This window comes from Sphingobium sp. YBL2 (assembly GCF_000943805.1).
GTDB classification, from domain to species: Bacteria; Pseudomonadota; Alphaproteobacteria; order Sphingomonadales; family Sphingomonadaceae; genus Sphingobium; species Sphingobium fuliginis.
Map to the genome: position 1 here is coordinate 4,392,476 of NZ_CP010954.1, position 25,550 is coordinate 4,418,025.

Sequence of the window (25,550 nt, forward strand, 5' to 3'; positions counted from 1 at the left end):
ACCAAAAGGTTGCATGATGGAAGTTATGAGTGCATATGGGCAATCCGGAGGTTGCCTATATGCCTGATTCCATCGCCAAGACCATCGAGATCGCCGCCCCTGTCGAAAGGGTGTGGGACGCGCTGATCGATCATGAGAAGTTCGGAAGCTGGTTCCGGGTCGCTCTCGATCACCCCTTTGCCGTGGGGGCGGCTTCGACCGGATATATGACCTATCCGGGATATGAGGATTATCGCTGGGAAGCGCGGGTCGTGGCGATCGAGCCGATGACGCGCTTCGCCTATGAATGGCCGGCGACCGGCGGCGACAAGGAATTGATGGAAAGCGGTGTGGCCGTATCCGAATGGACGCTGGTCGAATTCATGCTGGAGCCGACCGCCCTGGGCACCCGGCTGACGGTCACGGAAAGCGGCTTCGACAAGGTTCCCGAACCCCGGCGAAGCAATGTCATGCGGGATAATGAAGGCGGCTGGGCGGAGCAGGTGAAGAATATTCGCGACTATGCCGAGCATTGACGCTGCCCCAGCCCGACTTTTCGCGGCCTTGGGAGATGCGACGCGGCTGGGCATGATCGGGCGGCTTGCCGATGGCGGAGAGCGTTCGATCGGTCAGTTGGGCCATGGGTTGCCGATCAGCCGCCAGGCGGTGGCCAAGCATCTGGATGTGCTGCTTGGCGCCGGACTCGTCACGCGGACCAGGGCCGGGCGCGAGGCGCTGTTCAGCCTGCGGCCCGAGGGTGTCGCAGAGGCCAGGGACTGGCTCGCCAAGGTCGGCAGTCAATGGGATGGGACTTTGGGCCGGCTCAAGGATTTCGTCGAAAGCCAGCCCTGAATTCCGGTTTTTCCGATTATTGCGGAGTGGCCGCGCGGGCGTCCTGACCGTCGCCTTCGGGGGCGGCGATGATGTCGCGGGTGGTTGCGCCCTTTTCGACCACTTCGGTCGCCGGATCGCCGGCGGAGGAACGAATGCCCGCGGCGGCATTGGCGCGGCCGGCCGCGTTCAGAGTGGCGCTTTCGCCCGGGCTGCGGGCAGCGGGGCCGCCGAACATGGCGTCCATTGCAGCCTTGCTCGAATCGACCGACGCGGCGGCAGGCGTGCCGGGCGCGGGCGGAACCAGCGCGAAATCAGGCGGGATCACGAGCGGAGCCTGGCGCGAAACGGCAAATTCGTCGGGACGCGACCGGTTGAAAAGGCCGCCGCCACCGCCGCAAGCGGACAGCATGGAAATCAGGCCAGCGGCGAGGATCAGTTTACGCATCAGTTCATTGACTCCGTCTTTGCGCCCTTCTCGCGCAGCAGAAGCGCCCGCGCAAGCAGGATCAGCACGCCGAAAGTGATGGCTGCATCGGCCAGGTTGAAAATCAGGAAAGGCCGCCACTCCCCGAAATGCAGGTCGGCATAGTCGACCACATAGCCCAGGCGCATGCGGTCGATGATGTTGCCGATGGCGCCACCCAGGACGAGGCCGAGCGCCGCGACGTCCTGACGCGCCTTTTCGCGCCACATCCACACGGCCACGAAACCCGCGATCAGCATGGTCATGCCGACCAGTATCCAGCGCATCATGTTCGTGTCAGCGTGGAAGAAGCCCATGGAAACGCCGCGATTTTCCAGCCAGCGCAGGCGGAAGATCGGCAGGATTTCAATGCCGTCGTCCATCCGGCTTTTCAGCGCGAGGGGATAGGTGACGGTATATTTGACGAGCTGATCCAGCACGAGCGTGACGGTCGCGACAATCAGGCCCAGAGGGCGATGGTGGTTGACGGGATTTGGCATCAATTAGTGCTCAACCTGCATAACTTGGTCCCCCCGTGCACTGGCAAGCGCTTCATGCTCATGCCGACAAAACCTCGTCGCAGCGGTTGCAGAGCGCGCCGTCTTCCTCGACCTCCGGCAGCAGGCGCCAGCAGCGGCCGCATTTGTGCCAGTCGCTGGGCTTGACGACGATGCCGTCGCCCTTGCCCATTTCGATGCGGGCGACGATGGCGATTTCAGCGAAGTTCACACCGTCACTGGGGACCAGTTCACCCATGGTGACATCGGCTTCCAGGCTGGAGCGGATGACCTTTTCGCGGCGGAGCGGTTCGATGGCTTCGTTGACCTGATCGCGCCGGTTGCGGATCTCCGCCCATTTGTCGTCCAGGCTCTGGTCGAGCCAGGCCGCATCGACGGTCGGCCATTCCAGGAAATGCACGCTTTCTTCGGCATTTGGATAGCGGCTTTGCCACACTTCCTCAGCGGTGAAGGGGATGATCGGCGCGGCGTAGCGGACCAGCGCGTGGAACAGCGTGTCGAGCACGGTGCGGTAGGCGCGGCGCTTCGGGTCCGACTTCGCATCGCAATAGAGGCAGTCCTTGCGGATGTCGAAGAAGAAGGCCGAAAGGTCGCTGTTCGCGAAATCCATCAGTGCGCGGGTGTAGCGGCTGAATTCCAGCCAGTTCTCACTGCCGGCCGCCTTGTCGACCACGCTGCGGAGATCGGCGTCCAGCCTTGCCAGCAGATGGAGCATGTAGCGCTCCAGTTCCGGCATTTCAGCGACGGGCAGCCTTTCCTCTTCGGAAAAGTCGGAAAGCGCGCCCAGCAAGTAACGGAAAGTGTTACGGAGTTTGCGATAGGCGTCGGACGAACCGGCCAGCACTTCCTTGCCGATGCGGACGTCGTCGAAATAGTCGGTGCTGGCGACCCAGACGCGCAGGATGTCGGAGCCGCTTTCGGCAATGACCTTCAGCGGATCGACGACATTGCCGAGGCTCTTCGACATTTTGCGGCCCTGCCCGTCCAGCGCGAAGCCGTGGGTGAGGACGGCGTCATAGGGCGCGCGGCCGCGCGTGCCGCTGCTTTCCAGCAGCGAGGACTGGAACCAGCCGCGATGCTGGTCGGAGCCTTCCAGATAGAGGTCGGCGCGGACGCCTTCGCCGTAACGGCCCTCCACCACGAAGCTGTGGGTCGAGCCGCTGTCGAACCAGACGTCGAGAATGTCGTTCACCACCTCATAGTCGTTGAGGTCGTAATCGGGGCCGAGCAGCGCCTGGTGGTCGGCGCCGAACCACGCATCGGCTCCCGCACCCCTGAACGCTTTGAGGATGCGGGAATTAACTGATTTATCAACCAGATAGTCGCCGGTCTTGCGATGGACGTAGAGGGCGATCGGGACGCCCCATGCGCGCTGGCGGCTGATCACCCAATCCGGGCGGCCCTCCACCATCGAGCGGATGCGGTTGATCGAGCGTTCCGGCACCCAGCGGGTGTGTTCGATGGAGTTGAGGGCGAGTTCGCGCAGGGTAGCGGCGTTGTCGCCCTCACCCTTCCCACTCGCTTGCGTGAGGGGGGCCCTTCCCTCTCCCGCAAGGGGAGAGGGATTCTGGTCCATGGGGATGAACCATTGCGGGGTGCAGCGGAAGATGATCTTCGCCTTGGAGCGCCAGCTATGGGGATAGCTGTGTTTGAAGTCATCGGACGCAGCCAGAAGCCCGCCTGCTTCGCGCAGGTCGGTGCAGATGGGCCCTTCCCTGCCGACGAATTTCGGGTTGATGACGCTGCCCTGGCCGCCCAGCCAGAGCCAGTCTTCGCGATATTTGCCGTCATTTTCGACGGCGAAGACCGGGTTGATGCCGTTCGCCTTGCAGAGCGCGAAGTCGTCCTCGCCATGGTCGGGGGCCATGTGGACGAGGCCGGTGCCCGCGTCGGTGGTAACGAAATCGCCCGCGAGGAACGGGCGGGGCTTGGCGAAAAAGCCACCGAGATGGTGCATCGGGTGGCGGGCGATGGCTCCGGCGAGGTCGGTGCCACGCAGGCTCGCCCAATCTTCTTCGGGATAAGCGAGAACGCCAGGAACGTTACCCTGATCGCCACACCGAGTTAAGAATATGGCAGCAAGTTCCTTTGCTACCAGATAGACGTTTTTGCTCCCGCCCTCCGGCACCAAGACATATTCAATGGCCTCACCATATGCCAGCGCCTGGTTCACTGGAATGGTCCATGGCGTGGTAGTCCAGATAACAGCACTAACCTTGAAGGCGTTATCAATTAAGGTCTGGATTTCCGGCGCATTCGGCGCTTCGACGATCTCGAACGCCACGTCGATCTGGGTCGATACGATGTCCTCATATTCCACTTCCGCCTCGGCCAGCGCGGTCTTTTCGACCGGGGACCACATGACGGGCTTCGCGCCGCGATAGAGTTGGCCGCTTTCCGCGAATTTCAGCAGTTCGCCGGCGATGGTCGCCTCCGCGTCGAACTTCATGGTGAGATAGGGATCGTCCCAGTCGCCCATGACGCCAAGGCGCTTGAACTGTTCCTTCTGCACGCCGACCCACTTGTCGGCATAGGCGCGGCATTCGGCGCGGAATTCCTGGGCCGGAACCTCGTCCTTGTTCTGCTTCTTCTTGCGATATTCCTCCTCGATCTTCCATTCGATGGGAAGGCCGTGGCAGTCCCAGCCGGGGATATAGGGCGCGTCATAGCCCAGCAGCGACTGGCTGCGGACGATGATGTCCTTCAGCACCTTGTTCATCGCATGGCCCATATGAATGTCGCCATTGGCATAGGGCGGGCCGTCGTGGAGGATGAAGCGCCGGCGGCCCTTCCGCCGTTCCCGCAGCTTGCCGTAGAGGTCCATTTCCTCCCAGCGGGCCAGGATCGCCGGTTCCTTCTGCGCGAGGCCCGCCTTCATCGGGAAGTCGGTGACGGGCAGGAAGACGGTGCTCTTGTAATCCTGGGTTTCTTGGCGAGGCTGATCGGTCATTTTGGGTCCGGCGGTGAAATAATCCGTTCGTTCCGGCCTGCCGAACGATCGCGCTCTTCCTCAAGGAAAGAAAAGGGCTTCGACAGGCTCAGCCCGAACGGGTGAGAAATATGCCCGGTGCATTAGGCGAGGTGCGGCGTTCCCGCAAGGATTTGCCGCGCATCGTCGCAATCCTTCGCGATGGCGGCCATCAACGCGTCGAGGCCGTCATATTTCGCTTCAGGACGAAGATAGTGGATCAGTTGAACCTCGATCCGCTGGTCGTAGAGATTTTCGGCGAAGTCGAGGAAATGTGGCTCCAACAATTCCTTGGGCGGATCGAAGCTGGGACGGATGCCGAGATTGGCCGCACCGTCCAGCACGCGCCCGTCGGCCAGCAGCCCGCGCACGGCGTAGATCCCATAGGCCGGGCGCAGATAATGGCCAAGATCGATATTGGCCGTTGGAAAGCCGATGGTGCGGCCGAGCTTGTCGCCATGCTGGACCACGCCTTCAATGGCGAAGGGGCGGGTCAGCAGGCGGGTGGCGGTCGCGCAGTCGCCGGACTGGAGCGCCTTGCGGATGCGGGTGGAGGAGATGATCTCCCCATCCGCGCCGGTGACCGGGGGTACGGCTTCGGCGGCAAGGCCGAGCGGCGCGCCCAGTTGCGCAAGGCTCCGCGTGGAGCCCGCGCGGTCCTTGCCGAAGGTGAAATCCTCCCCCGTCACGACTCCGGCTACGCCCCAGTCGACCAGCAGGCGAACGAAGGAGAGCGGGTCCAGCGCGGCCAGTTCGCGGGTGAAATCGAACACCAGCATCGCGTCGGCGCCCGCGCGGGCGAAGAGGCGTTCCCGCTGGTCGAGGGTGGTCAGGCGGAACCAGGGGGTTTCCGGGCGAAAGAGCCGCATCGGATGCGGGTCGAATGTGGCGATGACAGCGGGCCTGCCCTGCGCGCGGGCAAGCTCTATGGCCCGGCGGGCCACGGCCTGATGCCCGGCATGAAATCCGTCGAAATTCCCCAGCGCCATGATGCTGCCGCGCAGATGCGCGGGCATCGGGGCGCCGCTGTGCAGCCGCTCCATGAGGGGCGCTATAGGGATGCGTCCGGCCGCTGGCAATGCGCGGCGGCGCGGAGGAAAGTGACGAAGCTGTAGGCGGGGCGGCCATTTTCGGCGGGATGGTCCTGCCGGGCGACTTCCCGCCAGTCGGCGGGATCGGGATAGGCGATACGGGTGTCGCCTTCCGCATCCACATGGACCTCTGTGAGTTCGATGCGATGGGCGAAAGGCAGGAAGAGGCTGTAGATTTCCGCGCCGCCGATGACGGTGACGGTGGGCGATGCGGCCGTGGCTATGGCGTCCCGCGGGCTGTGGGCGGTTTCGGCGCCCTCCCCCCTCCATGCGCTGTCGCGGGTCAGGACGATATGGCGGCGGCCGGGCAGCAGGCCGGGAAGGCTGTCGAAGGTCTTGCGGCCCATGATCATCGGGTGGCCGAGGGTAAGCGCCTTGAAATGCCGGAGGTCGGCGGGCAGGCGCCAGGGCAGGTCGCCGTCCCGGCCGATCACGCCATTGTCGGCGCGGGCCAGGATGAGGAGGATTTCGGCGGTGGGACTGGTCATGCGGTTCGGGCCAATATTTGATCGATCACGACACCCATCCTGCGTTCGGTCGGAGCCTTTCGAAGCCCCCATCGCCTCCCCTTTAAAGAGAAGTGAAGCCCTTCGACAAGCTCAGGGCGAACGATGAGAGGTTAGAGGGTCAGGCGGGTGACATGACCCATCTTGCGCCCGGGGCGGGCTTCATGCTTGCCGTAGAGGTGCAGGTGATTGGCCGGATCGGACAGGATCTGCAGCCAGTCATTGGCCTCGACGCCGATCAGGTTGCGCATCTCCACCTTCGTCGCGGCGAGGCCGGTGTCGCCCAGCGGCAGGCCGCAGATCGCGCGGACATGATTTTCGAACTGGCTCGTCACCGCTCCTTCGATGGTCCAGTGGCCGCTATTGTGGACGCGCGGGGCCATTTCGTTGAAGACCGGGCCATCGGCGCTGGCGAAATATTCCAGCGTCAGGACGCCGACATAGTCGAGCGCGTCTGCGACTTTCGACGCCAGGGCGCGGGCTTCGGCAAGCTGGCCTTCGATCCGCGCGCCGGCGGGAACCGTCGAACTGTCGAGAATGCCGTCCCTGTGGACGTTGGCGGCGCTGTCCCAGAAGCGGATGTCGCCATGGGCGCCGCGCACGAGGATGACGGAGAATTCCTCCGCAAAGGTGACGAAGCCTTCGAGGATGGCGCTCTGGCGGCCAATGGCGTTCCACGCGCCGACCGCATCGCCGGGATCGGAGAGGCGCGCCTGCCCCTTTCCGTCATAGCCCATGCGGTTGGTCTTGAGGATCGCCCTGCTGCCGATCTGGTCCAGCGCCTCTTCGAGATCGTCCAGGCTTTCGACCGGGGCGAAGGGCGCGGTGAGGCCGCCCAGGTCGCAGACGAAGCGCTTTTCCGCGAGGCGGTCCTGCGCCACGCGGAGCGCCTCCGCGCCGGGGCGGACGAGACCGTGGGTGGCGAGGACTTCGACCGCCGAGGGGTCGATATTCTCGAACTCATAGGTGACGACGTCGACGCTGTCTGCGAAGGCCGCCAGTGCGTCGGCATCCTCATAGGCGCCCTGCGTCCAGCGGGGAGAGACGTCGGCGGCGGGGCCGCTCGATTCCGGGGCGTAGATGTGCGTGCGATAGCCAAGCTGCGCGGCGGCGATGGCGATCATCCGGCCCAACTGGCCGCCGCCTAATATGCCGATGGTGGAGCCGGGCGGGATGATGGTCATCTTATTCGGGGGTGTCCGCTACGTCGTTGGTCTGCTTTTCCCGCCAGGCGTCGAGGCGCTGCGCCAGCGCTTCGTCGGTGGTGGCGAGGATCGAGGCGGCGAAGAGCGCGGCGTTGATCGCGCCGGGCTTGCCGATGGCAAGCGTGCCGACCGGAACGCCGCCGGGCATCTGGACGATGGAAAGCAGGCTGTCCATGCCCTTCAGCGCCTTGGACTCCACAGGCACGCCCAGCACTGGCAGGCGCGTCATGGAGGCGGCCATGCCGGGAAGGTGCGCGGCGCCACCGGCTCCGGCGATGATGACTTTCAGGCCCCGGCCGACCGCGCCGGTGGCATAGTCGTAGAGGCGCTGAGGAGTGCGGTGGGCGGAGACGACCTTGCATTCATGGGCGACGCCGAGGGCCTCCAGCGTGTCCGCCGCGTGGCGCATCGTTTCCCAGTCGGATCGGCTGCCCATGATGATGCCGACTTGCACGGCTTCGAGTGCCCCGGTCATTTCGCTTCGCACTTTCCCTGATATGCGGAAAGCAAAGCCCCTTAGCGGGAGGTTCGCGGAGGGGCAATGCTTCTTTCTTCCCCCTGCGGGAAGGGAACTTTCTAGCGTTCCGACAGGTAGTAGCGGTCCCTGGCGGTCAGGTCGTCGGCGAGTTCATAGACGATGGGCTGACCGGTCGGGATTTCCAGTTCGGTGATCTCGTCGTCGGGAATGTTCGAGAGATGCTTCACCAGCGCGCGGAGGGAATTGCCGTGGGCGGAGATGACGACGCGCTTGCCGGCCTTGAGGTCGGGGGCGATCCGCTCTTCCCAATAGGGCAGCACGCGGGCGATCGTGTCCTTCAGCGATTCCGTCGAGGGGATCGGAATGCCGGCATAGCGGCGGTCCTTCGACAGGTCGAACTCGCTGCCCGCCTCCAGCGGCGGCGGGGGCGTATCGAAGCTGCGGCGCCAGATCTTCACCTGCGCGTCGCCATGCTTCGCCGCCGTCTCCGCCTTGTTGAGGCCGGTAAGGCCGCCATAATGGCGTTCGTTCAGGCGCCAGTCCTTTTCGACCGGCAGCCACAGGCGGCCCATTTCCTCCAGCACCAGGTTCAGCGTCTTGATCGCGCGGGTCTGGACGGAGGTGTAGCACTGGTCGAAGTCCAGCCCCTTTTCCCTGAGCAGGCGGCCGGCGGCGCGGGCTTCCTCCGCGCCCTTTTCGGTCACGTCGACGTCCCACCAGCCGGTGAAGCGGTTTTCGAGGTTCCAGGCCGACTGGCCGTGGCGGATGAGGACGAGCGTGGGCATGAAGCGTGTCTCCTGCACGAGAAACCAAGAATTGCGCCCTCCCATAGCGCGGGAAATATCCGACGCAAGCTTGCGCGGCCCCGGCCTGCCCCCACATTGCAGTCGGTCCGTCGATGGGATAGCCCACGCAGAAGCTGAAGGAAGGAACCGGCAACTTGGCATTTGTGAAGGGCGTGTGGCGCATATTGGTGGCCATCAAGGACGGGCTGGTGCTGTTGTTCCTGCTGATGTTCTTCGGGGCGCTCTATGCCGCCCTGTCCTGGTCGCCCAAGCCAGCGCAGAGCGTCGGCAGCGGCGCGCTGCTGCTGAAACTGAACGGGACCATCGTCGAACAGCCGTCGGAAATCGATCCGATGGCGCTGCTGTCGGGCGGGAGCGACCGGGCGAAGGAATATGGGCTGGCCGACATCGTTGCCGCGCTGGATGCCGCCAGGGACGACAGGAAGGTGAAGGCCGTCGTGCTGAACCTGGACGGTTTCATGGGCGGCGGTCAGGTGGCGCTGGCGCGGGTGGGCAAGGCGCTGGACGCAGTGCGCGCGGCGAAGAAGCCGGTCTTCGCCTATGCGGCCATCTATAGCGACGACAGCTATCAACTGGCCGCGCATGCGAGCGAAAGCTGGGTGGACCCGCTGGGCGGCGTGGCGATCACCGGGCGCGGCGGATCGGGGCTTTATTACAAGGGGCTGATCGACAAGCTGGGGGTCAACACCCATGTCTATCGCGTCGGCACCTACAAGAGCTTCGTCGAGCCCTTCACGCGGACCGGCCAGTCGCCGGAAGCGAAGCAGGCCAATCAGGCGCTCGCCGATGCGCTGTGGGAGGATTGGCGGCAGGAAGTGGCCAAGGCGCGGCCCAGGGCGCGGCTGGCGGCCTATGTCGGCAATCCGGCGGCTCTGGCGGAGGCGGCTGGCGGCAATCTGGCGAAGGCGGCCTTGGGCGCCGGGCTGGTCGACCGGGTGGGCGACGAAGCCGCCTTCGGCGCGCGGGTGGCAGAGGTTGCGGGCGATGCGCCGGACGACAGGGCCGGGAATTTCGCCGCCATCGATCTTAAAAACTATATGAGGGCGCACAAGCCCGCCAATGACGGCGAGATCGGCGTGCTGACCATTGCGGGCGACATCGTCGATGGCGAGGCCGGGCCGGGCACGGCGGCGGGCGACACGATTTCGGCGCTGCTGCGCAAGGCGTTGGCGGACAAGGACCTGAAGGCGCTGGTGGTCCGGGTCGATTCGCCGGGCGGATCGGTGATGGCGTCGGAGAAGATCCGCAGCGCCATCATGGAAGCGAAGTCCGAAGGTCTGCCGGTGGTGGTGTCCATGGGCAATGTGGCGGCCAGCGGCGGCTATTGGGTGTCGACGCCGGCCGATGTGATCTTCGCGGAGCCGGATACGATCACCGGTTCGATCGGCGTGTTCGGCATCATACCCAGCTTCGAGGGCACTCTGGCGAAGATGGGCGTCACCACCGACGGCGTGAAGACGACGCCGCTGTCGGGCCAGCCGGACATTGCCGGGGGCACCACGCCGGAGTTCGACCGGATCATGCAGATGGGGGTCGAGGATATTTACGGCCGATTCGTCGGGCTGGTCGCGCAATCGCGCCGCAAGACCCCCCAGCAGATCGATGCCATTGCGCAGGGCCGCGTCTGGGACGGCGGCACGGCGCGGCAGATCGGCCTGGTGGATCGCTTCGGCGGGCTGGAAGAGGCGATTGCCGAAGCGGCGAGGCTGGCGAAGATCGATCCGGCCAAGGCCAGGCCCTATCGCATTGCCAAGGAACCGGACAAGTTCGCCGAATTCGTCCAGTCGGTCATGGATCGGGAGGATGAGGACGATGCCGGGGCCCCGTCAGCCATGGTCGGGCGCGACCTGCTCGGGCGGCAGGCGATCGTGCAGCGGAACTGGGCTTTGCAGGCCGTCGCCGATGTGCGCGCGCTGGTGAGCGGCGCGGGCGTGCGGGCCGATTGCCTGGAGTGCCGGGGCTATGGCGCGCCGCGGGTGGCGACGGCGGCGGATGACCGGGGGATGGTGGCGCTGCTGCTTGGGCTGTGGCGGTGATGTGCGGTGCTGCTTGATGTGGCATGGGGATTGATGGGCAGTGCAGGACATTCCTTTCTTCCTTGAGGGAGGGGGATGGGAAGCCCTGGCGGCGAAGGAGCGTGGGCGGGGTTGGATGAGGAAGGGGCGGGCCTGCGGCCCGCGCGATCCGTTGGATCGCAACCCCCTCACCCAGCTACGACTAGGCAGCAAGCTGCCAAGTCTGCGCAGCCCTCTCCCTCGAGGGAGAGGGATAAAATGGGTGTCCGCTTATTCACCCAGCCCAGACGCCACAAAGGCCCTTCCCTGCAGCCGCTATCTTTTCGCATCGACCCTCCGCCATGGAACACTGGCGCGGGGGAGCCCCTCTCCCTATAGCTGGTCCATGGCATCCACCGAAAAGAAGAAGAAATCCGACTCCGCCCGGACCAAGGTGCGGCCCGCAGGTTTCCCGACGCGCGAGCAGGTGATGGATTTCATCGCCACGTCCGACCAGCCGGCCGGAAAGCGGGAGATCGCGAAGGCCTTCGGTCTCAAGGGGCAGGAGAAGATCGCGCTCAAGGCGCTGCTCAAGGACATGGCGGACGAAGGGCTGATCGACATCGGCCCGGCGCGGGCCTTCCACAAGATGGGCGGCGTGCCCAAGGTCACGGTGCTGCGGATCGTGGATGTCGACGACACCACCCTGATCGCCACGCCGGAACGCTGGGAGGCGGAGGGACAGCCCGCGCCCCGGCTGCGCGTCATGGAGCGGGGCAAGCGCGGCGCGCTGACGATCGGCGACCGCATATTGGCGCGGACGGAGGAAGCGGGGCGCGGCTGGGTCGCGCATCCGATGAAGAAGCTTGCCAAGGCGAGCGAGGAATTGCTGGGCGTGGTCGAGGAAGCGGATGGCGGCAAGTTGTGGCTGCGCCCGGTCGACAAGCGCATCCGGCGGGACACCCCGATTTCGGACGCCGGCACGGCGAAGAAGGGCGATCTGGTGCTGGCCGAGCCGGTGGGGCGCCCGCCCCGGATCACGGCGCGGGTGACGGACATATTGGGCGATCCCTTCGCGCCGCGCAGTTTCAGCCTGATCGCCATCCACAAGCATGGCATTCCCCACGTCTTTTCCGAGCGGGTCGAGGAGGAGGCGGTGACGGCTTCCAGCCTCGCCTTGCATGAGGAGAAGCGGGAGGATTTGCGGCACCTGCCCATCGTCGCCATCGATCCGGTCGATGCGCGGGACCATGACGATGCGGTCTGGGCCGCGCCGGATGATGATCCGGCCAATGAGGGCGGCTACAAGGCGATCGTCGCGATCGCGGACGTCAGCTATTATGTGCGTCCGGGCAGCGCGCTGGACCGCGAGGCGAGGAAGCGCGGGAACAGCGTCTATTTCCCCGATCTGGTCGTGCCGATGCTGCCCCACCAGCTTTCTTCCGACATGTGTTCGCTGCGGGCGGGCGAGGATCGTGCGGCCATGGCCTGTCACCTCGTGCTGGATGCGGCGGGCAAGGTGAAGAGCTGGCGCTTTTCCCGCGCGGTGATCCGGGTGGCGGCGGTGCTGGCCTATGAGGATGCGCAGGCGGCAATCGACGGCGAAAAGCCCCTCGACCTGTTGGAACCGGCATTAAAGCCCCTCTGGGCCTGCTGGGCGCTGCTGCGCAAGGCGCGGGACAAGCGGGAGCCGCTGGCGCTGGACCTGCCGGAGCGGCGGGTGGTGCTGGACGAATATGGCAAGATCGTCAGCGTGGCGGTGCGCGAGCGGCTGGACGCGCATATGCTGATCGAGGATTATATGATCGCCGCCAATGTCGCGGCGGCAAAGGCGCTGGAGGCCAAGAAGGCGCCGGTCATGTACCGTGTCCATGAGCCGCCGAGTCGGGACAAGCTGGTGGCGCTGAAGGATTATCTGGCGACCTTCGACATCGAATTCGCCCTGGGGCAGGTGGTGAAGCCCGCCACCTTCAACCGGCTGATCGCGCGGATCGGGGAAGCGGAGGAGAAGCCCCAGATCATGGAGCAGATCCTGCGCAGCCAGACACAGGCCTATTATGCGCCGTCCAATATGGGGCATTTCGGGCTGGCGCTGGGGTCCTATGCGCATTTCACGTCGCCGATCCGGCGCTATGCGGACCTGCTGGTGCATCGGGCGCTGGTGGGCGCCTATGGGCTGGAACTGCCGGCGCCCAAGGGGGATATTCCCGACCGATCATCGCTGAGCGGCGAGGATATGGAGAATATGGGCCGCGTGGGCGAGATGATCAGCCAGCATGAGCGCCGCGCCATGGAGGCGGAGCGGGAGACCATCGACCGCTATGTCGCGGCGTTCCTGGCGGCGCATGTGGGCGATCTGGTGGAGGCGCGGATCACCGGGGTGCAGAGCTTCGGCTTCTTCGCCACGGTCGAGGGGCTGGGCGGCGACGGGCTGGTGCCGGTGTCGACGCTGGGCGACGAGCGTTTCTTCTTCGACGAAGCCGGGCGGGCGCTGGAAGGCGTGGAGAGCGGGGACCGCTATACGGTCGGGCAGCGGCTGCAATTGCGGCTGGCCGAAGCGGACCCGATCAACGGCTCGTTGCGCTTCGAACTGCCCGACGCCCTGCCCCAGCGGCCGAGCTTCAAGAAGGACCGCGTGCGGCCCGGCAGCGTCAGGCGCGGGCGGCCGACCAATATCCGCCACATCGGATCGAAGCGGGGCAAGCATCGGCGGTGAGAGCCCCTTTGCGATGAAGCTTCCACGGCGCAGGTTGACGCGAGTTCCTGTCCTTGCAGGAGCAGATGGCGCTGCAACCTCCACGGCGTCACCGTGAACGAAAAAGGGCGGCCCCGCAGGACCGCCCCTTTTTCCTCTTCAACCGTCAATGCGGTTTCAGGCTGCCGCGCTCTCCGGCTCGACCGCGAACAGGGTCACGCCCTTATATTTGCTGTCGCCCTGATCATAGAGGCCGTGCATCGCCTCGAACTTTTCATCGACCAGGCTGACGTCGTTCAGTCCCGCCAGCTTGAAGGTGCCGAGCTTCAGCTCCCGCGGCGGGCGGCCGTCGCGCTCTATCGTCACCGCGTCGATGAACATTTCGTCATGGCGCGTGTAGAGGATGTGCGGCGCGAGCTTCACGACCATCTTGTTGTAGGTCGCCATCAGACATTTCTGAAGCGCTATCGCCTCGAAGAACATGGTAGGAGCGTTCATAATGCGTTTTTCATTACCGATTTGACGCGCCGGTTCAATTGCTTTGTGCGTCGCACCATCGCACGGCGACGCAACCCGGCCCATGCCCGCGACAAATGGATTCAGGCGTTTCGCCTGCGCGATAGAAGATGCAGCCGCTCACGCAAGGCCCAGCGCGCCACCAGCAGCAGCGCGACGACGCCCAGCCCGCTCGCGAGTCCCAGCCAGATGCCAAGGCCCTGCAACCCCAGCGGAAAGGCCAGGACGATGCCGATTCCGATGCCGATCACCCAATAGCCGATCAGGGCGAAGATCATCGGCACGCGGGTATCCTGTATGCCCCTCAATACCCCTGCCCCCACCGCCTGCGCGGCGTCCACCAACTGGAACAGCGCCGCGACGCCCAGGAAACCGACCGCCAGCATCGCGGTCCGCGCATTGGCGGGATCGGCAAGGTTCAGGAAAGCGGAGATCAGCATGCGCGGAAAGGCGATGAGCATCGTCGCGGCGATCAGCGCGAATCCGGTCCCGATCGCCAGCGCCAGCCAGCCCGCACGGCCGACCGCTGCCAGATCGCCCTTTCCATAGGCGAGACCCACGCGCACGGTCGCCGCCTGGCCGATGCCCATCGGCACCATGAAGACGAGCGCGGCGATCTGAATCGCGACGGCGTGCGCCGCCAGCGAGTCGCGGTCGATCAGCCCCATCAGGAAGGCGGAGGCGTTGAACACGGTGGTTTCCAGCCCCAGGGTGATCGCGATCGGCAGGCCCAGCGCCCAGACGGCCCGGTGCCGTTCGCGATCATGGGTCCAGAATCGCCCCAGCAGGCGATAGCGACGGAACCGCCGGTCGATCAGGATGACCGACAGCAGCCCGAGGAACAGGAAGGAGGAGGACAGCGTGCTGGCGATGCCCGCGCCGAAAATCCCCAGCGCGGGAAAACCCAGATGCCCGAAGATCAGGGTCCAGCCCGCCAGCAGGTTGAACGGGATGGCGCAGACCATGATGATCAGGCCCCAGACCGGCCGTTCCAGCGCGGAAATGAAGTTGCGCAGCGTGGTGAAGCCCAGAAAGGGCAGCAGCGCCCATTGCAGGCCGCGCATCAGTTCGCCCGCCTGCGCCGCCAGGTCCGCCTCCTGCTCCATAAGCAGCAGGATGGATTCGCTTTCCCAGAGCAGCGCCCAGGCGGGCAGTACGAACAGGGTCGCCGCGCGCAGCGTCTGGTGCACCGTCCGCCTGACGTCGCGCACCGAATGCCGCCGACGCCCCCGTTCCGTGGCGATCAGCGGCGCGGCGGCAGTGACAAGCCCCATGCCGAAGATCAGCAGCGCGTTGAACAGGTTGATCGCCAGCGCCCCCGAAGCCACCGCGCCCGCGCCGAGCCGGCCCAGCAGCAGCAGGTCGGTCGCCGCGATGCCGGCCCAGGCGATATTGCCCGCGATCATCGGCAGCGCGAGCGCGGTCAGCGCCCCGGCCTCCAGACGCCAGGGTGAACGCATCGATCAGTGCTTTTTAAAGAGGTGCAGCACCGCCACGACGATGCCGCCGACGACCAGCCCGACGATAGCCGCGCCCGCCGCGTTCACGACCCATTCCACCGCCGGCGCGATGGCGGGCAGCCCCCGGCCCGCCGCTTCCGCGACATGATGGATGGCGCCGGGGATGAGATCCCAGTGAAATTCGTGCAGCCCGTGGACGATCAGGCCCCCGCCGACCCAGAGCATGGCCGCCGTGCCGACGACGCCCAATATCCGCATCAGCACCGGCATGGCCTTCACCATCGCCCGGCCCAGCACCCGTGCGCCGGCCGAACGCCGTTCCGCCAGATGCAGGCCGATATCGTCCATCTTCACGATGAAGCCGACGACGCCATAGACGCCGGCGGTGATCAGGAAGGCGACGACGATCAGGACGATCGCCTGCTCCCAGATCGGTTCCGCCGCCACGGTGCCGAGCGCGATCGCCATGATCTCGCCCGAGAGGATGAAGTCGGTGCGGATCGCGCCGGAGACCTTCTGGTCCTCCAGCTCCTTCGAACTGTGCGTTTCCAGCGCCTCCTCCGCCAGATCATGGCCGCCCTGCACTGCCTCCAGCAGCTTTTCGGCCGCTTCGAAACAGAGAAAGGCGCCGCCCAGCATCAGCAAGGGGGGCAGAAGCCAGGGTGCGAGGGCGCTCAGAACCAGCGCGGCAGGGAGCAGGAACAGCAGCTTGTTGCGCAGCGATCCCTTGGCGATCTTCCAGATGATGGGGAGTTCGCGGTCCGGCGTCAGGCCCATGACATAGCGCGGCGTGACGGCGGTGTCGTCGATCACGACGCCCGCCGCCTTCGAGCCCGCCTTGCCCGCGGCGGCGGCGACATCGTCCAGCGAACTGGCGGTAAGCTTGGCAATCCCCGCCACGTCGTCGAGCAGCGCGATCAGACCCGAAGGCATTGATATTATTCCCCTGTTGGCCCCGGCATGGGACCGGCAGCCGCCTCAATAGAGGCGGGGCGCAAGCGGTGCAATGGATTGGGAAGCGATCGGATCGATAAGGGGGCGAGCCGGCGGCTCAATGCAGGCCGCGATAATTGCCCGGCGGGTCGCTGGCAGGGAAGCTTTCATCGACCTGCTCGTCCACCATGTCCCATTCGCGCGCGTCGATATGCTGCTCGTCCGGCCCGGCATCGCGCACCGGGCCGGAGGAGAAGCCGGTCCCGCGATAGTCGCCCGCGTCGCGCTGCGCCTGCCACTCCTTCCATCCCCTCCACGCCACGGCGCCCAGTCCGGTGAGGAATGCGAGTTTCAACAACCCCTTCATTTCGGCTTCTCCTGTGCTTGGTGCAGATGGACCCATTCGGCCCGGTTGCCGCTGACGGTGTCCGGCGTCAGCGGGATGTCGCCTTCCTCGTCGGTGCCGCCCGGCGGTTCCACGGACGGCGCGGAGGCGACGGCCCAGCGCTGGCGCAGCGCGGCGTCGATCATCGCCTGCCAGACCCGTTCGTCACCCGCCTGCCGCATGGCATCGTCAGGGTCCTTGATGATGGCGAGCAGGCCTGCCGCGGTTTCCACCTGTTCCTGCCAGCGATCCGGACCCAGGTCGGGATTGCCGGCGGCCAGATGCCGCGCCAGCCGTTCGAGAAGAATGCGCTGCTCCATGCGCTGGTGAACGCGGGCCGGACCGCCCTGTTCCCCCGTCGTTCGGTTCCCGCGTCGTAACGCCTGTGCAGCGATGTGAACGGCCCGCCAGTTCGATCGTTAGCCTGGAATGCAAGGAAAAGGAGACGATCATGCCCCAGGGCGACAAGAGCAGCTACACCGACAAGCAGAAGCGCAAGGCGGAGCATATCGAGCAGGGTTATGAGGATCGCGGCGTGTCCCGCAAGGAAGCGGAACGGCGCGCCTGGGCGACCGTCAACAAGGAATCGGGCGGCGGCAACAAATCCGGCTCCGGCCGGGGCAAGCCGGACAGCCATGCCTCCTCGCGCAAGGGCGGGAAGGAGGGCGGCGCGGCGTCAGCCCGGCGTCCGGCCGCCGATCGGTCCGCCGCCGCCAGAAAGGGTTGGGAAACCCGGCGGAAAAAGGCGCATGGGTGATGGCGGACGCTATCCGCGGACGCCGGTTCAGTCTTCCGTCTGGTAGTGCGGCAGCCCGAGCCCTTTCCGCATCGCGACGGCCCGCAGCAGGAAACCGAGCAGCGCGGCGATGACGCCCGCGACGGGGACGTCCAGCCCGATCCAGCGCAGGACGACGAACAGGCCCGCCGCGAGCGCCGCCGCCGTCACGTACAGTTCCGGCCGCAACAATATGGACGGCTCCCCCGCCAGCAGGTCGCGCATGATGCCGCCGACGCAGCCGGTGACGACGCCCATCATCGCCGCCACCAGCGGCGGCACGCCATAGCTCATCGCCTTGGCCGCGCCATAGACGGCGAAGGCGGCGAGCCCCACCGCATCCAGCCAGTCGAGAGCGCTGTCGCTCCACAAACGGCGCGGGGTGAACCAGACGAGCAGCGCCGCCATCATGCAGGCGATGGCGGGCACGGCGTCGCGGACCCAGAAGACCGGCGCGCCGATCAGCAGGTCTCGGACAGTCCCGCCCCCTACCCCCGTCACCAGCGCGAAGAAGGCGAAGGTGACGAGCGTCTGGCGCAGGCGCGCGGCCGCCAGCGCCCCGGACGCGGCGAAGACGAAGGTGCCGACGATGCCGAGCGTCTCCAGCACCGGGCCGATTTGCGGCAGCAGCGTCTGGTTCATGGGGCGGCGCTGGGCGCTATTTCGCCAGTTCCGCCTCTATGGCCGCGATAAGCCCGGCATCGTCGGGCGCGGTCGAGGGCGCGAAGCGGGCGGCCACGCTGCCATCCTTCGCGATCAGGAACTTCTCGAAATTCCAGAGCACTTCGGGTTCGGGATTGGGCGTGATGCCATAGCCGATCAGCTTTTCGCGGAACTCGGCCCCCTCCCCCTGCGAACTCGGCTGCGCGCCGGTCAGCGCTGCGTAGAGCGGGTGCTTTTCCGGCCCGGTGACGACGATCTTCTCGAACATCGGGAAATCGACGCCGAAATTGGTCGTGCAGAAGGTCGCGATCTCTTCATTGCTGCCCGGTTCCTGCGCACCGAAGTCATTGGCGGGGAAGCCGGCGACGACCAGCCCCTTGTCCCTATAGTCGCGATAGAGCTTTTCCAGCCCCTCATATTGCGGAGTCAGGCCGCATCGGGAGGCGACGTTGACCACCAGAACCACCTTGCCCGCATAGTCGGCCAGGCTGGCGTCGGCACCCTTGATGGTCTTGAGCGGGATTTGCTGGATCATGGCATGCTCTCCTTGCGAATGGACGGCTTCCCCCATCATATGGCGGCGCCGAAGAGCTTGCCTACCCCGGAGGTCGCAAGCATCGCGAAAACGCCCCAGAAGACGACGCGAGCCACCGCCCGCGCTACCCCGCCGCCACCCAGGCGGGCGCCGACATAGCCAAGCACCGCAAGGCACAGCAGCGACGTGACGGCGACGGCCGCGATGGCGTGCGACGGATTGGCGACGGCGGCCAGCACAGGGGCGACCGCGCCTGCGGAGAAGGTCGCGGCGGAGGTCAGCGCCGCCTGGACGGGCCGCGCGGTGCTGATGTCGGAAATGCCCAGTTCGTCCCGCGCATGGGCGGCGAGCGCGTCGACATTCATCAACTGCGTCGCCACCTGGCCCGCGAGGTCAGCCGTCAGGCCGCGATCGACGTAGATGTCGCGCAATTCCTCCCATTCCACATGGGGCTGTTGGGCGAGCGCCTTCTTTTCCTTGGCCAGATCGGCGCGTTCCGTATCGGACTGGGCGCTGACGGACACATATTCGCCCGCGGCCATCGACATGGCGCCCGCCACCAGCGCGGCGATGCCCGACAGAAGGATGGTATCCCGCGACGCCCCCGACGCAGCGATGCCGGTGAGCAGGCTGGCGGTGGAGACGATGCCGTCATTGGCGCCGAGAACGGCCGCGCGCAGCCAGCCGACGCGGTTGACATAATGGACCGCATGATGGCCGTCGATCATGTCATTGTCCTGCATCGTCGCGGATTGTTCCATGCGCCTGTCCCCTTTTTCCGCTATCTGGCTACCAGATGAGGAGGATGGCGCAAGGCATTCTAGGTACCCAGCCCTTCCGCCTTTTCCGCCAGTTCCAGCCAGCGTTCCTCTGCGGCTTCCTTTTCGGCGCGAGCCTTTTCGATCGCCTTGCTGAGCAGGTCGAACCTGCCGGGATCGCGGCTGTAGAGATCGGGATCGGCCAGCGCTTGCTCATCGCGGGCAATGGCCGCCTCCATCTCCTCTATCCGCTTGGGCAGCAGGTCGAAATCGCGCTGGTCCTTGTAGCTGAGCTTGGTCGACGCGCTTTTCGGCGGGGGCGGCGCCGCAGCCTTCTTCTCTTGCCTGGGCGCGTTCTTCGGCTGGCGCTTGGCGGCCCAGTCCGCATAGCCGCCAACGATCACGTCGACGGTGCCGGAGCCGTCCAAGCCAAGCGTGACCGTCACCGTGCGGTCGAGGAAGTCGCGGTCGTGGCTGACGATCAGGACGGTGCCCTCATAATCGGCAATGACTTCCTGAAGCAGGTCGAGCGTTTCGAGGTCCAGGTCGTTGGTCGGTTCGTCCAGCACCAGCAGGTTCGATTCGCGGGCGAATTCGCGGGCGAACAGCAGCCGTGAGCGCTCGCCGCCCGACAGGGTGCCGACGCGCGCCTCCGCCAGCGAGGGGTCGAAGAGGAATTCCTTCAGATAGCCATGGACATGCTTGCGCGTGCCGCGCACGTCGATCCAGTCGCCGCCTTCGGCCAGAACGTCGCGCACGCGCCTGTCGGCCTGCATCAGGCTGCGCTGCTGGTCGATGAAGATCATGTCGAGCGATTTGGCCTGACGGACCTGTCCGCTGTCGGGCGCGAGTTCACCGGTCAGCAGTTTGAGGAGCGTGGTCTTGCCCGCGCCATTGCCGCCGACGATGCCGATCCGGTCGCCGCGCTGGATGCGCAGCGAGAAATCCCTGATGACGGTGCGGTCGCCGAAATTCTTCGTGACATGCTCAGCGGTGATGACGCTTTTCGTCTTGTTGTCGTCGCTGGCGACGGCGATTTTCGCGACACCCTGCGGTCCCACCATGGCGGCGCGCTGGGCCCGCATTTCGTGGAGCTTGGCAAGGCGGCCCTGGTTGCGCTTGCGCCGGGCGGTGACGCCGCGTTCCAGCCAGTGCGCCTCGATCTTGAGCCGGGCGTCGAGCTTCTCTGCGGCGCGGGCTTCCTCGGCATAGACCGCTTCCATCCACTGCTCGAAACCCCCGAAGCCGATCTCGTTGCGGCGGATGCCGCCACGGTCCAGCCACAGCGTCTGGCGCGTGAGGCGCGTCAGGAAGGCGCGGTCGTGGCTGATGACGATGAACGCGCCATTATAGCGGCCGAGCCAGCCCTCCAGCCAGTCGATGGCGTCGATGTCGAGATGGTTGGTCGGTTCGTCCAGCAGCAGCAGATCGGGTTCGCTGGCGAGGGCGCGGGCGATGGCGGCGCGGCGGCGTTCGCCTCCCGAAGCGGTCGCGGCCTCTCGGTTGAGGTCCGTACCGAGCTGGCTGGCGATGGCGTCCACCTCATGCGCGGGCGGCGCGAACTGGCCCGCCAGCGCGAAGTCGCGCAGCGTGGCGAAGCCGGAAACGTCAGGGTCCTGCTCCAGCATGATGACGCGGGCGCCCGGACGGACGGAGCGCGTGCCCTCGTCCGGTTCGATCTGGCCGGCGATCAGTTTCAGCAGCGTGGTCTTTCCCGCGCCGTTGCGGCCGATCAGCGCCAGCCGATCCCGATCCCCGACGAAAATGTCGAGATTGCGGAAAAGCCAATGGGTGCCCTGGGACAGGCCAAGATTTTCGAAGGAGAGAATGGGAGCCGCCATGGCCGTGCAGCTAGGGCTTTGGCGCGCCTGGGGCAAGGGGGGGAACCGGAAGCTGTCTGACGGCTTTCAACGCATGTCAGCGTCCATTCATCGCAGCCGTCACAATGTCGCTGCATCGCTTCTTGAGGAGAAAGCCCTGTGAAATCCACGTTCGCCCTGATGGCATCCGCTGTCGTTGCCGCCGCCGCCCTGCCCGTCGCGGCCGCTGCGCAGACCAGCGTGACCATCGCAGAAACCGCGCCGGTCGTGACGTTGAACGTCACCGAGACCGTGGAGGCGGCGCCCGATATGGCGACGGTGGGTACCGGGGTCCAGACGCGCGCCCAGACCGCCGCGCAGGCGATGCGCGACAATGCGGTGCAGATGGACAGGCTGGTCGCCGCGCTGGTGAAGGCGGGCATTCCGAAGAAGGACATCCAGACCAGCGGCATCAATCTGAGCGCGCAATATGACTATAGCAACCGCGACGGCCAGCCCGCCGGGCCGCGTTTCATCGGCTATGAGGCTTCGAACCAGCTATCGGTGAAGCTGCGCGACATCAGGAAGGTGGGAACCCTGCTCGACACGATGGTGGAGGCCGGAGCGACCAATGTGAACGGGCCGAGCTTCTCGATCAGCGATCCCGCGCCGATGCTGGCGCAGGCCCGGGCGGCGGCGTTGAAGACCGCCAGGGCGCAGGCCGATTTCTATGCCCAGGCGGCAGGTTATCGCTCGGCAAGGCTCGTCTCGCTGGCGGAGAGCAACAGCGGCGGGCAGCCGCCCATGCTGGTGATGGCAGCGGCCCGGTTCAAGGCGGACTCAGCGCCTGCGACGCCGGTGGAGCCGGGACAGGTTGGGTCCTCGGTGACGCTGACGGTGCAATATGCGCTGGAAAGATAAGGTGGCGGGGCGCCCTTCGGCCAATTGCCGGCCGTCCATCCCCTTCCCCGGAAAAGAAGCGCTTGCCTGAACGAAACGGCGGCGTAACCGTTAGCTGGTCATGAAGATGCTTGCTCCGCCCCGGCCCGCCGTCGCCAGCCCTGTCCATCCGGCGCGGCGCATGCGGACGGTGGCGACGGGCATGCTGCTGGTCATGGCGGCGCTGTTCCTGGCGGCGCGGGCGACGGCGCACCTCCACCCCGCCATCGGCTTCGTCCAGGCCTTTGCCGAGGCGGCGATGGTCGGCGGACTGGCCGACTGGTTCGCCGTCACGGCCCTGTTCCGCCACCCGCTGGGCCTGCCGATCCCGCATACCGCGATCATCCCGCGCAACAAGGATCGAATCGGGGATACGCTCGCTTTGTTCCTGCGCGACAATTTCCTTACGCCCGCCGTGGTGGCGCGGCGGATGCAGCGGCTGGACATGGCGGCCGCCGCGGGACGCTTCCTGTCGAGTCCCTCCAGCGGCGACGGCAGGCTGCGCGAGGGCGCGTCCCGGCTCGCCGCCGATATATTGGAAGCGCTGGACCAGGAACGGCTGGGCGGCATGGTGAAGGGCGCCATCGCCCAGCGCCTGCGCGCCATGAACCTTGCCCCCCTGATCGGGCAAGCGCTGGAAGCCGCGATGCGGGACGGGCGCCACGCCCCGGTGATGGACGGCATCATCCTATGGGCGGATCGCACGCTGGAGGCGAACGACCATTTGATCCGGCAGATGGTGCATGACCGGTCGGGCAAGATAATGCGCTGGACCGGCCTTGACGAAAATCTGTCCAACGCGATCATCGACGGGCTGCGCAAGCTGCTGGCCGACATGGCGCAGGACCCGGCCCACAGCCTGCGCCTGAAGGCCGAGGAGGGCCTGACGAAGCTCGCCGCCGACCTGCAATTCGATCTGGAGATGCAGGCGCGCGTGGCGCGCATCCGTGACGAGGTTGTCGACAATCCGGCAATGCAGCGCTGGATCGATGGCCTGTGGGAACAGGCGCGCGGCGGGCTGTTGCGCGCGGTGCGCGATCCCGGCAAGGCGATGGCGGGGCGTCTAGGCGAAGCGCTCCATCAGCTTGGCGCGACCTTGCAACAGGACGCGCGGCTACGGTTCCTTATCAACCGCTTCGTGCGGCGTGCCGCCGTGGGGGCGACGGCAGCCTATGGCGATGCCATCGTCAAGCTGGTCAGCGAGACGGTGCGCGGATGGGATGCGGGGACCGTCACCAGCCGGCTTGAGCATGCGGTCGGCCGCGACCTGCAATATATCCGGGTCAACGGCACGCTGGTGGGCGGGCTGGTGGGACTTGCCATCCATAGCATCGATACGCTGCTGTAGAAAATGCGGGATTGGCGGATGAGGGCCAGGGACGGACATAAGAGCACGGTTCGGGGCGAGCCCTGTCGAAGCCCTTCGCCTTTCTCCTGAAATGACCTCTCTCAAGAAGAGCTGAAGCGCCCTTCGACTGCGTGCAAGGCCGGCGCTCAGGACAGGTTTGACGGGCTCAGGGCGAACGGGGGAAGAAAAACGGCCTGCCCGCTTTCTGCGCGGATAAGGTCGCGCTTCAAGCTTCGGGCCGCGTCCATATCCATGTCCCGCCGATCGCAGCGGCCGCCGCAGGGACCAAGAACCACGGAAATGGCGAAAATATGAGCGCCAGCACCATGCTGAAAGCAAAAGCCGCCAGCGCCGCCTTCTTTCCTCGCCGGCTGATCGCGCCCTTTTCCCGCCAATGCCGGATATGCGGGCCGAAATGGCGGTGCTCCAGCAGGCGCGCCTCCAGCGCCGGGCTCGACCGCGCGAAGCAGAAGGCCGCCAGGATCATGAACGGCACTGTCGGCAGGAGCGGCAGGAAGGCTCCGACCGCCCCTACCCCAAGCGACAGGAAACCGCAGGCAAGATAGAGATGCCGCCGCATCAGGCCGCGGGCAGCCGCAGCCGGACCAGCACTCCGCCCAGATCGTCGCTTTCCTCCAGCGCGACGGACCCGCCATAGATTTCCGCGACGTCCCGCACGATGGCGAGGCCAAGGCCTGTTCCCGGCTTCCCCGAATCCAGCCTTACGCCCCGGTCGAAAATGCGCGTGCGGTCTGCCTGCGGAATGCCCGTGCCGTCATCCTCCACCAGGATTTCGACCATCGCCCCCTTGCGCCCTACGGTCGCGAACACGCTGCCCCCGCCATATTTGGCGGCGTTCTCGATCAGGTTGCCCAGCATCTCGTCCAGGTCCTGCCGTTCGACCCGCACGGCGGCTTCCTTGTCGCCATCCATGTCGATGCGGACTTCGGGATAGAGCCGCTGGACGGCCCTTTCCACCGCATCCAGGCTGGCCCATACTTCCGCCCGGCTCTGCGCCGCGCCGCGCCGTCCGACCGCGCGCGCCCGCGCCAGATGGTGGTCGACCTGCCGTCGCATCGTCGTCGCTTCCCGGATGACCGTATCGCCCAGATCGGGCGATTGCGCGGTCGCGGCGTTCATGATCACGGTCAGCGGCGTCTTGAGTGCATGGGCGAGATTGCCCGCATGGGTCCGCGCTTCCTCCGCCTGCCGCTCATTATGAGCGAGCAGGGCATTCAGTTCCTCGACCATGGGCAGCACCTCGGCGGGCATCGGCTCGGTCACGCGATTCTTCTCGCCCGCGCGCATCCGCACGATTTCATGCCGCACCTTGCGCAGCGGCCGCAGCCCGTAAATGGTCTGCAACGTCGCCAGCACGATCAGCCCCAGCGCCAGCAGGGCAAAGCTCTCGAACAGGGTCGATCGCAGCGTCTTGATCTGCGCGTCCAGTCCCTCGCGCGCCTGCGCCACCATGAACATCCAGCGCGTGTCCGATCCGGGCAGGATGATGCTGCGTTCCATCACGCGCAGGTCTTCGCCCGGAAACTGGTTGCTGTCATAGATGTGCGGGGCGTCGTCATGATGCTCCGGATTGACCTTCAGCGCCCGGTCCCACAGCGAACGCGACCGCCAATCCTCATGCCCCTTGCCGCTGATCTGGTAATAGATGCCGCTATTGGGCTCCAGGAAACGCTGGTCGGCAGGCTCGCGGTTGAACAGCACCTCTCCGTCCGGCCCGATCTCGGCCGACGCGATCATGGCGGTCAGGACATAGTTCATGCCGTCGTCGAAATTGCGCGTGATCGCGTCGGACAGCACCCGATCCAGTGCCAGCCCGCCGCCCAGCAGCAGCAGGCTGATCCACAGCGCCGCGATGCCGATCATGCGGCGGCTGAGCGATCC

26 protein-coding genes are annotated in these 25,550 nt (G+C 66.0%); 7 read left to right on the forward strand and 19 right to left on the reverse strand.

Annotated features, from left to right (window positions below; translation table 11 throughout):
- Positions 1 to 59 precede the first annotated feature (59 nt).
- Together TZ53_RS20195 and TZ53_RS20200 are read left to right on the forward strand one after the other, a co-directional pair.
- Positions 60 to 515, forward strand: a complete 456-nt coding sequence (locus tag TZ53_RS20195; protein WP_044663173.1) for an SRPBCC family protein — start codon at positions 60 to 62, stop codon at positions 513 to 515.
- Positions 502 to 831 (forward strand): ArsR/SmtB family transcription factor, encoded by a 330-nt coding sequence (locus TZ53_RS20200; protein ID WP_044662499.1) that lies wholly within the window; start codon positions 502 to 504, stop codon positions 829 to 831. The genes TZ53_RS20195 and TZ53_RS20200 overlap by 14 nt, the downstream gene beginning before the upstream one ends.
- Positions 832 to 847: 16 nt before the next feature.
- On the opposite strand, the gene TZ53_RS20205 is transcribed toward TZ53_RS20200, so the two are convergent.
- The 8 genes from TZ53_RS20205 to gpmA all read right to left on the reverse strand — a co-directional run bounded on the left by TZ53_RS20205 (position 848) and on the right by gpmA (position 8,827).
- Entirely contained in the window at positions 848 to 1,258 is a 411-nt protein-coding gene (locus tag TZ53_RS20205; RefSeq protein WP_025550052.1) for a DUF3035 domain-containing protein, read from the reverse strand.
- On the reverse strand, positions 1,258 to 1,776 hold the full coding sequence (gene lspA, locus TZ53_RS20210) for a signal peptidase II (RefSeq protein WP_044662500.1): 519 nt from the start codon (positions 1,774 to 1,776) through the stop codon (positions 1,258 to 1,260). The genes TZ53_RS20205 and lspA overlap by 1 nt, the downstream gene beginning before the upstream one ends.
- Before the next feature lie 58 nt (positions 1,777 to 1,834).
- Positions 1,835 to 4,744, reverse strand: coding sequence for an isoleucine--tRNA ligase (gene ileS, locus TZ53_RS20215; protein ID WP_044662501.1), 2,910 nt, complete (start codon positions 4,742 to 4,744; stop codon positions 1,835 to 1,837).
- Between the two features lie 122 nt (positions 4,745 to 4,866).
- Positions 4,867 to 5,805, reverse strand: coding sequence for a bifunctional riboflavin kinase/FAD synthetase (locus TZ53_RS20220; RefSeq protein WP_044662502.1), 939 nt, complete (start codon positions 5,803 to 5,805; stop codon positions 4,867 to 4,869).
- Positions 5,806 to 5,813: 8 nt separating this feature from the next.
- Entirely contained in the window at positions 5,814 to 6,341 is a 528-nt protein-coding gene (locus tag TZ53_RS20225; RefSeq protein WP_044662503.1) for a dihydrofolate reductase, read from the reverse strand.
- A gap of 131 nt (positions 6,342 to 6,472) precedes the next feature.
- Positions 6,473 to 7,543, reverse strand: coding sequence for a 5-(carboxyamino)imidazole ribonucleotide synthase (locus tag TZ53_RS20230; protein WP_044662504.1), 1,071 nt, complete (start codon positions 7,541 to 7,543; stop codon positions 6,473 to 6,475).
- Position 7,544: 1 nt separating this feature from the next.
- Positions 7,545 to 8,039: a 5-(carboxyamino)imidazole ribonucleotide mutase gene (purE, locus tag TZ53_RS20235; protein ID WP_044662505.1), complete on the reverse strand. Its 495-nt coding sequence runs from the start codon at positions 8,037 to 8,039 to the stop codon at positions 7,545 to 7,547.
- A gap of 101 nt (positions 8,040 to 8,140) precedes the next feature.
- Entirely contained in the window at positions 8,141 to 8,827 is a 687-nt protein-coding gene (gene gpmA, locus TZ53_RS20240; RefSeq protein WP_044662506.1) for a 2,3-diphosphoglycerate-dependent phosphoglycerate mutase, read from the reverse strand.
- 155 nt (positions 8,828 to 8,982) lie between these two features.
- Between gpmA and sppA the strand changes: the two genes are divergently transcribed.
- Together sppA and rnr are read left to right on the forward strand one after the other, a co-directional pair.
- Entirely contained in the window at positions 8,983 to 10,884 is a 1,902-nt protein-coding gene (sppA, locus tag TZ53_RS20245; protein WP_044662507.1) for a signal peptide peptidase SppA, read from the forward strand.
- Between the two features lie 364 nt (positions 10,885 to 11,248).
- Positions 11,249 to 13,558 carry a ribonuclease R gene (gene rnr, locus TZ53_RS20250; protein WP_025551393.1) on the forward strand — a complete coding sequence of 770 codons (2,310 nt, stop codon included), beginning with the start codon at positions 11,249 to 11,251 and terminating at the stop codon, positions 13,556 to 13,558.
- Between the two features lie 156 nt (positions 13,559 to 13,714).
- Here the strand turns inward: rnr and TZ53_RS20255 are convergent, their stop codons facing one another.
- From TZ53_RS20255 to TZ53_RS20275, 5 genes are all read right to left on the reverse strand, one after another.
- Positions 13,715 to 14,035, reverse strand: coding sequence for a hypothetical protein (locus TZ53_RS20255; RefSeq protein ID WP_025551395.1), 321 nt, complete (start codon positions 14,033 to 14,035; stop codon positions 13,715 to 13,717).
- A gap of 101 nt (positions 14,036 to 14,136) precedes the next feature.
- Positions 14,137 to 15,513 (reverse strand): MATE family efflux transporter, encoded by a 1,377-nt coding sequence (locus TZ53_RS20260; protein ID WP_044662508.1) that lies wholly within the window; start codon positions 15,511 to 15,513, stop codon positions 14,137 to 14,139.
- 3 nt (positions 15,514 to 15,516) lie between these two features.
- Positions 15,517 to 16,446, reverse strand: a complete 930-nt coding sequence (locus tag TZ53_RS20265; RefSeq protein WP_025551398.1) for a DUF808 domain-containing protein — start codon at positions 16,444 to 16,446, stop codon at positions 15,517 to 15,519.
- 118 nt (positions 16,447 to 16,564) lie between these two features.
- Positions 16,565 to 16,813, reverse strand: coding sequence for a hypothetical protein (locus TZ53_RS20270; protein ID WP_044662509.1), 249 nt, complete (start codon positions 16,811 to 16,813; stop codon positions 16,565 to 16,567).
- Positions 16,810 to 17,151: a hypothetical protein gene (locus TZ53_RS20275; RefSeq protein WP_025551401.1), complete on the reverse strand. Its 342-nt coding sequence runs from the start codon at positions 17,149 to 17,151 to the stop codon at positions 16,810 to 16,812. Before TZ53_RS20275 ends, TZ53_RS20270 begins: the two co-directional genes overlap by 4 nt.
- Before the next feature lie 131 nt (positions 17,152 to 17,282).
- Between TZ53_RS20275 and TZ53_RS20280 the strand changes: the two genes are divergently transcribed.
- Positions 17,283 to 17,588 carry a hypothetical protein gene (locus TZ53_RS20280; RefSeq protein WP_044662510.1) on the forward strand — a complete coding sequence of 102 codons (306 nt, stop codon included), beginning with the start codon at positions 17,283 to 17,285 and terminating at the stop codon, positions 17,586 to 17,588.
- Positions 17,589 to 17,615: 27 nt separating this feature from the next.
- Here TZ53_RS20280 and TZ53_RS20285 read toward each other — a convergent pair whose 3' ends face one another.
- Genes TZ53_RS20285 through TZ53_RS20300 form a run of 4 tightly spaced genes read right to left on the reverse strand, consistent with a single transcriptional unit; the run spans position 17,616 to position 21,403 of the window.
- Entirely contained in the window at positions 17,616 to 18,248 is a 633-nt protein-coding gene (locus TZ53_RS20285) for a trimeric intracellular cation channel family protein (RefSeq protein ID WP_044662511.1), read from the reverse strand.
- A gap of 16 nt (positions 18,249 to 18,264) precedes the next feature.
- Positions 18,265 to 18,804: a glutathione peroxidase gene (locus TZ53_RS20290; protein WP_044662512.1), complete on the reverse strand. Its 540-nt coding sequence runs from the start codon at positions 18,802 to 18,804 to the stop codon at positions 18,265 to 18,267.
- Between the two features lie 35 nt (positions 18,805 to 18,839).
- Positions 18,840 to 19,565 carry a VIT1/CCC1 transporter family protein gene (locus TZ53_RS20295; RefSeq protein WP_044662513.1) on the reverse strand — a complete coding sequence of 242 codons (726 nt, stop codon included), beginning with the start codon at positions 19,563 to 19,565 and terminating at the stop codon, positions 18,840 to 18,842.
- 59 nt (positions 19,566 to 19,624) lie between these two features.
- Positions 19,625 to 21,403: an ABC-F family ATP-binding cassette domain-containing protein gene (locus TZ53_RS20300; RefSeq protein ID WP_044662514.1), complete on the reverse strand. Its 1,779-nt coding sequence runs from the start codon at positions 21,401 to 21,403 to the stop codon at positions 19,625 to 19,627.
- Positions 21,404 to 21,541: 138 nt separating this feature from the next.
- On the opposite strand from TZ53_RS20300, the gene TZ53_RS20305 reads away from it, so the two are divergent.
- Both TZ53_RS20305 and TZ53_RS20310 read left to right on the forward strand, forming a co-directional pair.
- Entirely contained in the window at positions 21,542 to 22,282 is a 741-nt protein-coding gene (locus TZ53_RS20305; RefSeq protein WP_044662515.1) for an SIMPL domain-containing protein, read from the forward strand.
- A gap of 100 nt (positions 22,283 to 22,382) precedes the next feature.
- On the forward strand, positions 22,383 to 23,648 hold the full coding sequence (locus TZ53_RS20310; protein WP_044662516.1) for a DUF445 domain-containing protein: 1,266 nt from the start codon (positions 22,383 to 22,385) through the stop codon (positions 23,646 to 23,648).
- A 226-nt stretch (positions 23,649 to 23,874) separates the two neighbouring features.
- On the opposite strand, the gene TZ53_RS20315 is transcribed toward TZ53_RS20310, so the two are convergent.
- Both TZ53_RS20315 and TZ53_RS20320 read right to left on the reverse strand, forming a co-directional pair.
- Complete coding sequence (locus tag TZ53_RS20315) at positions 23,875 to 24,228, reverse strand: YbaN family protein (protein ID WP_044662517.1); 354 nt, start codon at positions 24,226 to 24,228, stop codon at positions 23,875 to 23,877.
- Positions 24,228 to 25,532, reverse strand: coding sequence for a sensor histidine kinase (locus tag TZ53_RS20320; RefSeq protein ID WP_044662518.1), 1,305 nt, complete (start codon positions 25,530 to 25,532; stop codon positions 24,228 to 24,230). The genes TZ53_RS20315 and TZ53_RS20320 overlap by 1 nt, the downstream gene beginning before the upstream one ends.
- Positions 25,533 to 25,550 lie beyond the last annotated feature (18 nt).

Excerpts from the sequence above, each read along its gene's own strand:
- TZ53_RS20255 (WP_025551395.1), bottom strand. The coding sequence starts at position 14,035 with ATGAACGCTCCTACCATGTTCTTCGAGGCGATAGCGCTTCAGAAATGT.
- TZ53_RS20320 (WP_044662518.1), bottom strand. The coding sequence starts at position 25,532 with ATGATCGGCATCGCGGCGCTGTGGATCAGCCTGCTGCTGCTGGGCGGC.
- TZ53_RS20220 (WP_044662502.1), bottom strand. The coding sequence starts at position 5,805 with ATGGAGCGGCTGCACAGCGGCGCCCCGATGCCCGCGCATCTGCGCGGC.
- TZ53_RS20285 (WP_044662511.1), bottom strand. The coding sequence starts at position 18,248 with ATGAACCAGACGCTGCTGCCGCAAATCGGCCCGGTGCTGGAGACGCTC.
- TZ53_RS20260 (WP_044662508.1), bottom strand. The coding sequence starts at position 15,513 with ATGCGTTCACCCTGGCGTCTGGAGGCCGGGGCGCTGACCGCGCTCGCG.
- TZ53_RS20205 (WP_025550052.1), bottom strand. The coding sequence starts at position 1,258 with ATGCGTAAACTGATCCTCGCCGCTGGCCTGATTTCCATGCTGTCCGCT.
- TZ53_RS20225 (WP_044662503.1), bottom strand. The coding sequence starts at position 6,341 with ATGACCAGTCCCACCGCCGAAATCCTCCTCATCCTGGCCCGCGCCGAC.
- purE (WP_044662505.1), bottom strand. The coding sequence starts at position 8,039 with ATGACCGGGGCACTCGAAGCCGTGCAAGTCGGCATCATCATGGGCAGC.
- TZ53_RS20315 (WP_044662517.1), bottom strand. The coding sequence starts at position 24,228 with ATGCGGCGGCATCTCTATCTTGCCTGCGGTTTCCTGTCGCTTGGGGTA.
- TZ53_RS20280 (WP_044662510.1), top strand. The coding sequence starts at position 17,283 with ATGCCCCAGGGCGACAAGAGCAGCTACACCGACAAGCAGAAGCGCAAG.
- TZ53_RS20300 (WP_044662514.1), bottom strand. The coding sequence starts at position 21,403 with ATGGCGGCTCCCATTCTCTCCTTCGAAAATCTTGGCCTGTCCCAGGGC.
- TZ53_RS20290 (WP_044662512.1), bottom strand. The coding sequence starts at position 18,804 with ATGATCCAGCAAATCCCGCTCAAGACCATCAAGGGTGCCGACGCCAGC.
- rnr (WP_025551393.1), top strand. The coding sequence starts at position 11,249 with ATGGCATCCACCGAAAAGAAGAAGAAATCCGACTCCGCCCGGACCAAG.
- TZ53_RS20270 (WP_044662509.1), bottom strand. The coding sequence starts at position 16,813 with ATGAAGGGGTTGTTGAAACTCGCATTCCTCACCGGACTGGGCGCCGTG.
- TZ53_RS20295 (WP_044662513.1), bottom strand. The coding sequence starts at position 19,565 with ATGGAACAATCCGCGACGATGCAGGACAATGACATGATCGACGGCCAT.
- TZ53_RS20275 (WP_025551401.1), bottom strand. The coding sequence starts at position 17,151 with ATGGAGCAGCGCATTCTTCTCGAACGGCTGGCGCGGCATCTGGCCGCC.
- TZ53_RS20195 (WP_044663173.1), top strand. The coding sequence starts at position 60 with ATGCCTGATTCCATCGCCAAGACCATCGAGATCGCCGCCCCTGTCGAA.
- TZ53_RS20310 (WP_044662516.1), top strand. The coding sequence starts at position 22,383 with ATGAAGATGCTTGCTCCGCCCCGGCCCGCCGTCGCCAGCCCTGTCCAT.
- TZ53_RS20200 (WP_044662499.1), top strand. The coding sequence starts at position 502 with ATGCCGAGCATTGACGCTGCCCCAGCCCGACTTTTCGCGGCCTTGGGA.
- TZ53_RS20230 (WP_044662504.1), bottom strand. The coding sequence starts at position 7,543 with ATGACCATCATCCCGCCCGGCTCCACCATCGGCATATTAGGCGGCGGC.
- TZ53_RS20265 (WP_025551398.1), bottom strand. The coding sequence starts at position 16,446 with ATGCCTTCGGGTCTGATCGCGCTGCTCGACGACGTGGCGGGGATTGCC.
- gpmA (WP_044662506.1), bottom strand. The coding sequence starts at position 8,827 with ATGCCCACGCTCGTCCTCATCCGCCACGGCCAGTCGGCCTGGAACCTC.
- ileS (WP_044662501.1), bottom strand. The coding sequence starts at position 4,744 with ATGACCGATCAGCCTCGCCAAGAAACCCAGGATTACAAGAGCACCGTC.
- lspA (WP_044662500.1), bottom strand. The coding sequence starts at position 1,776 with ATGCCAAATCCCGTCAACCACCATCGCCCTCTGGGCCTGATTGTCGCG.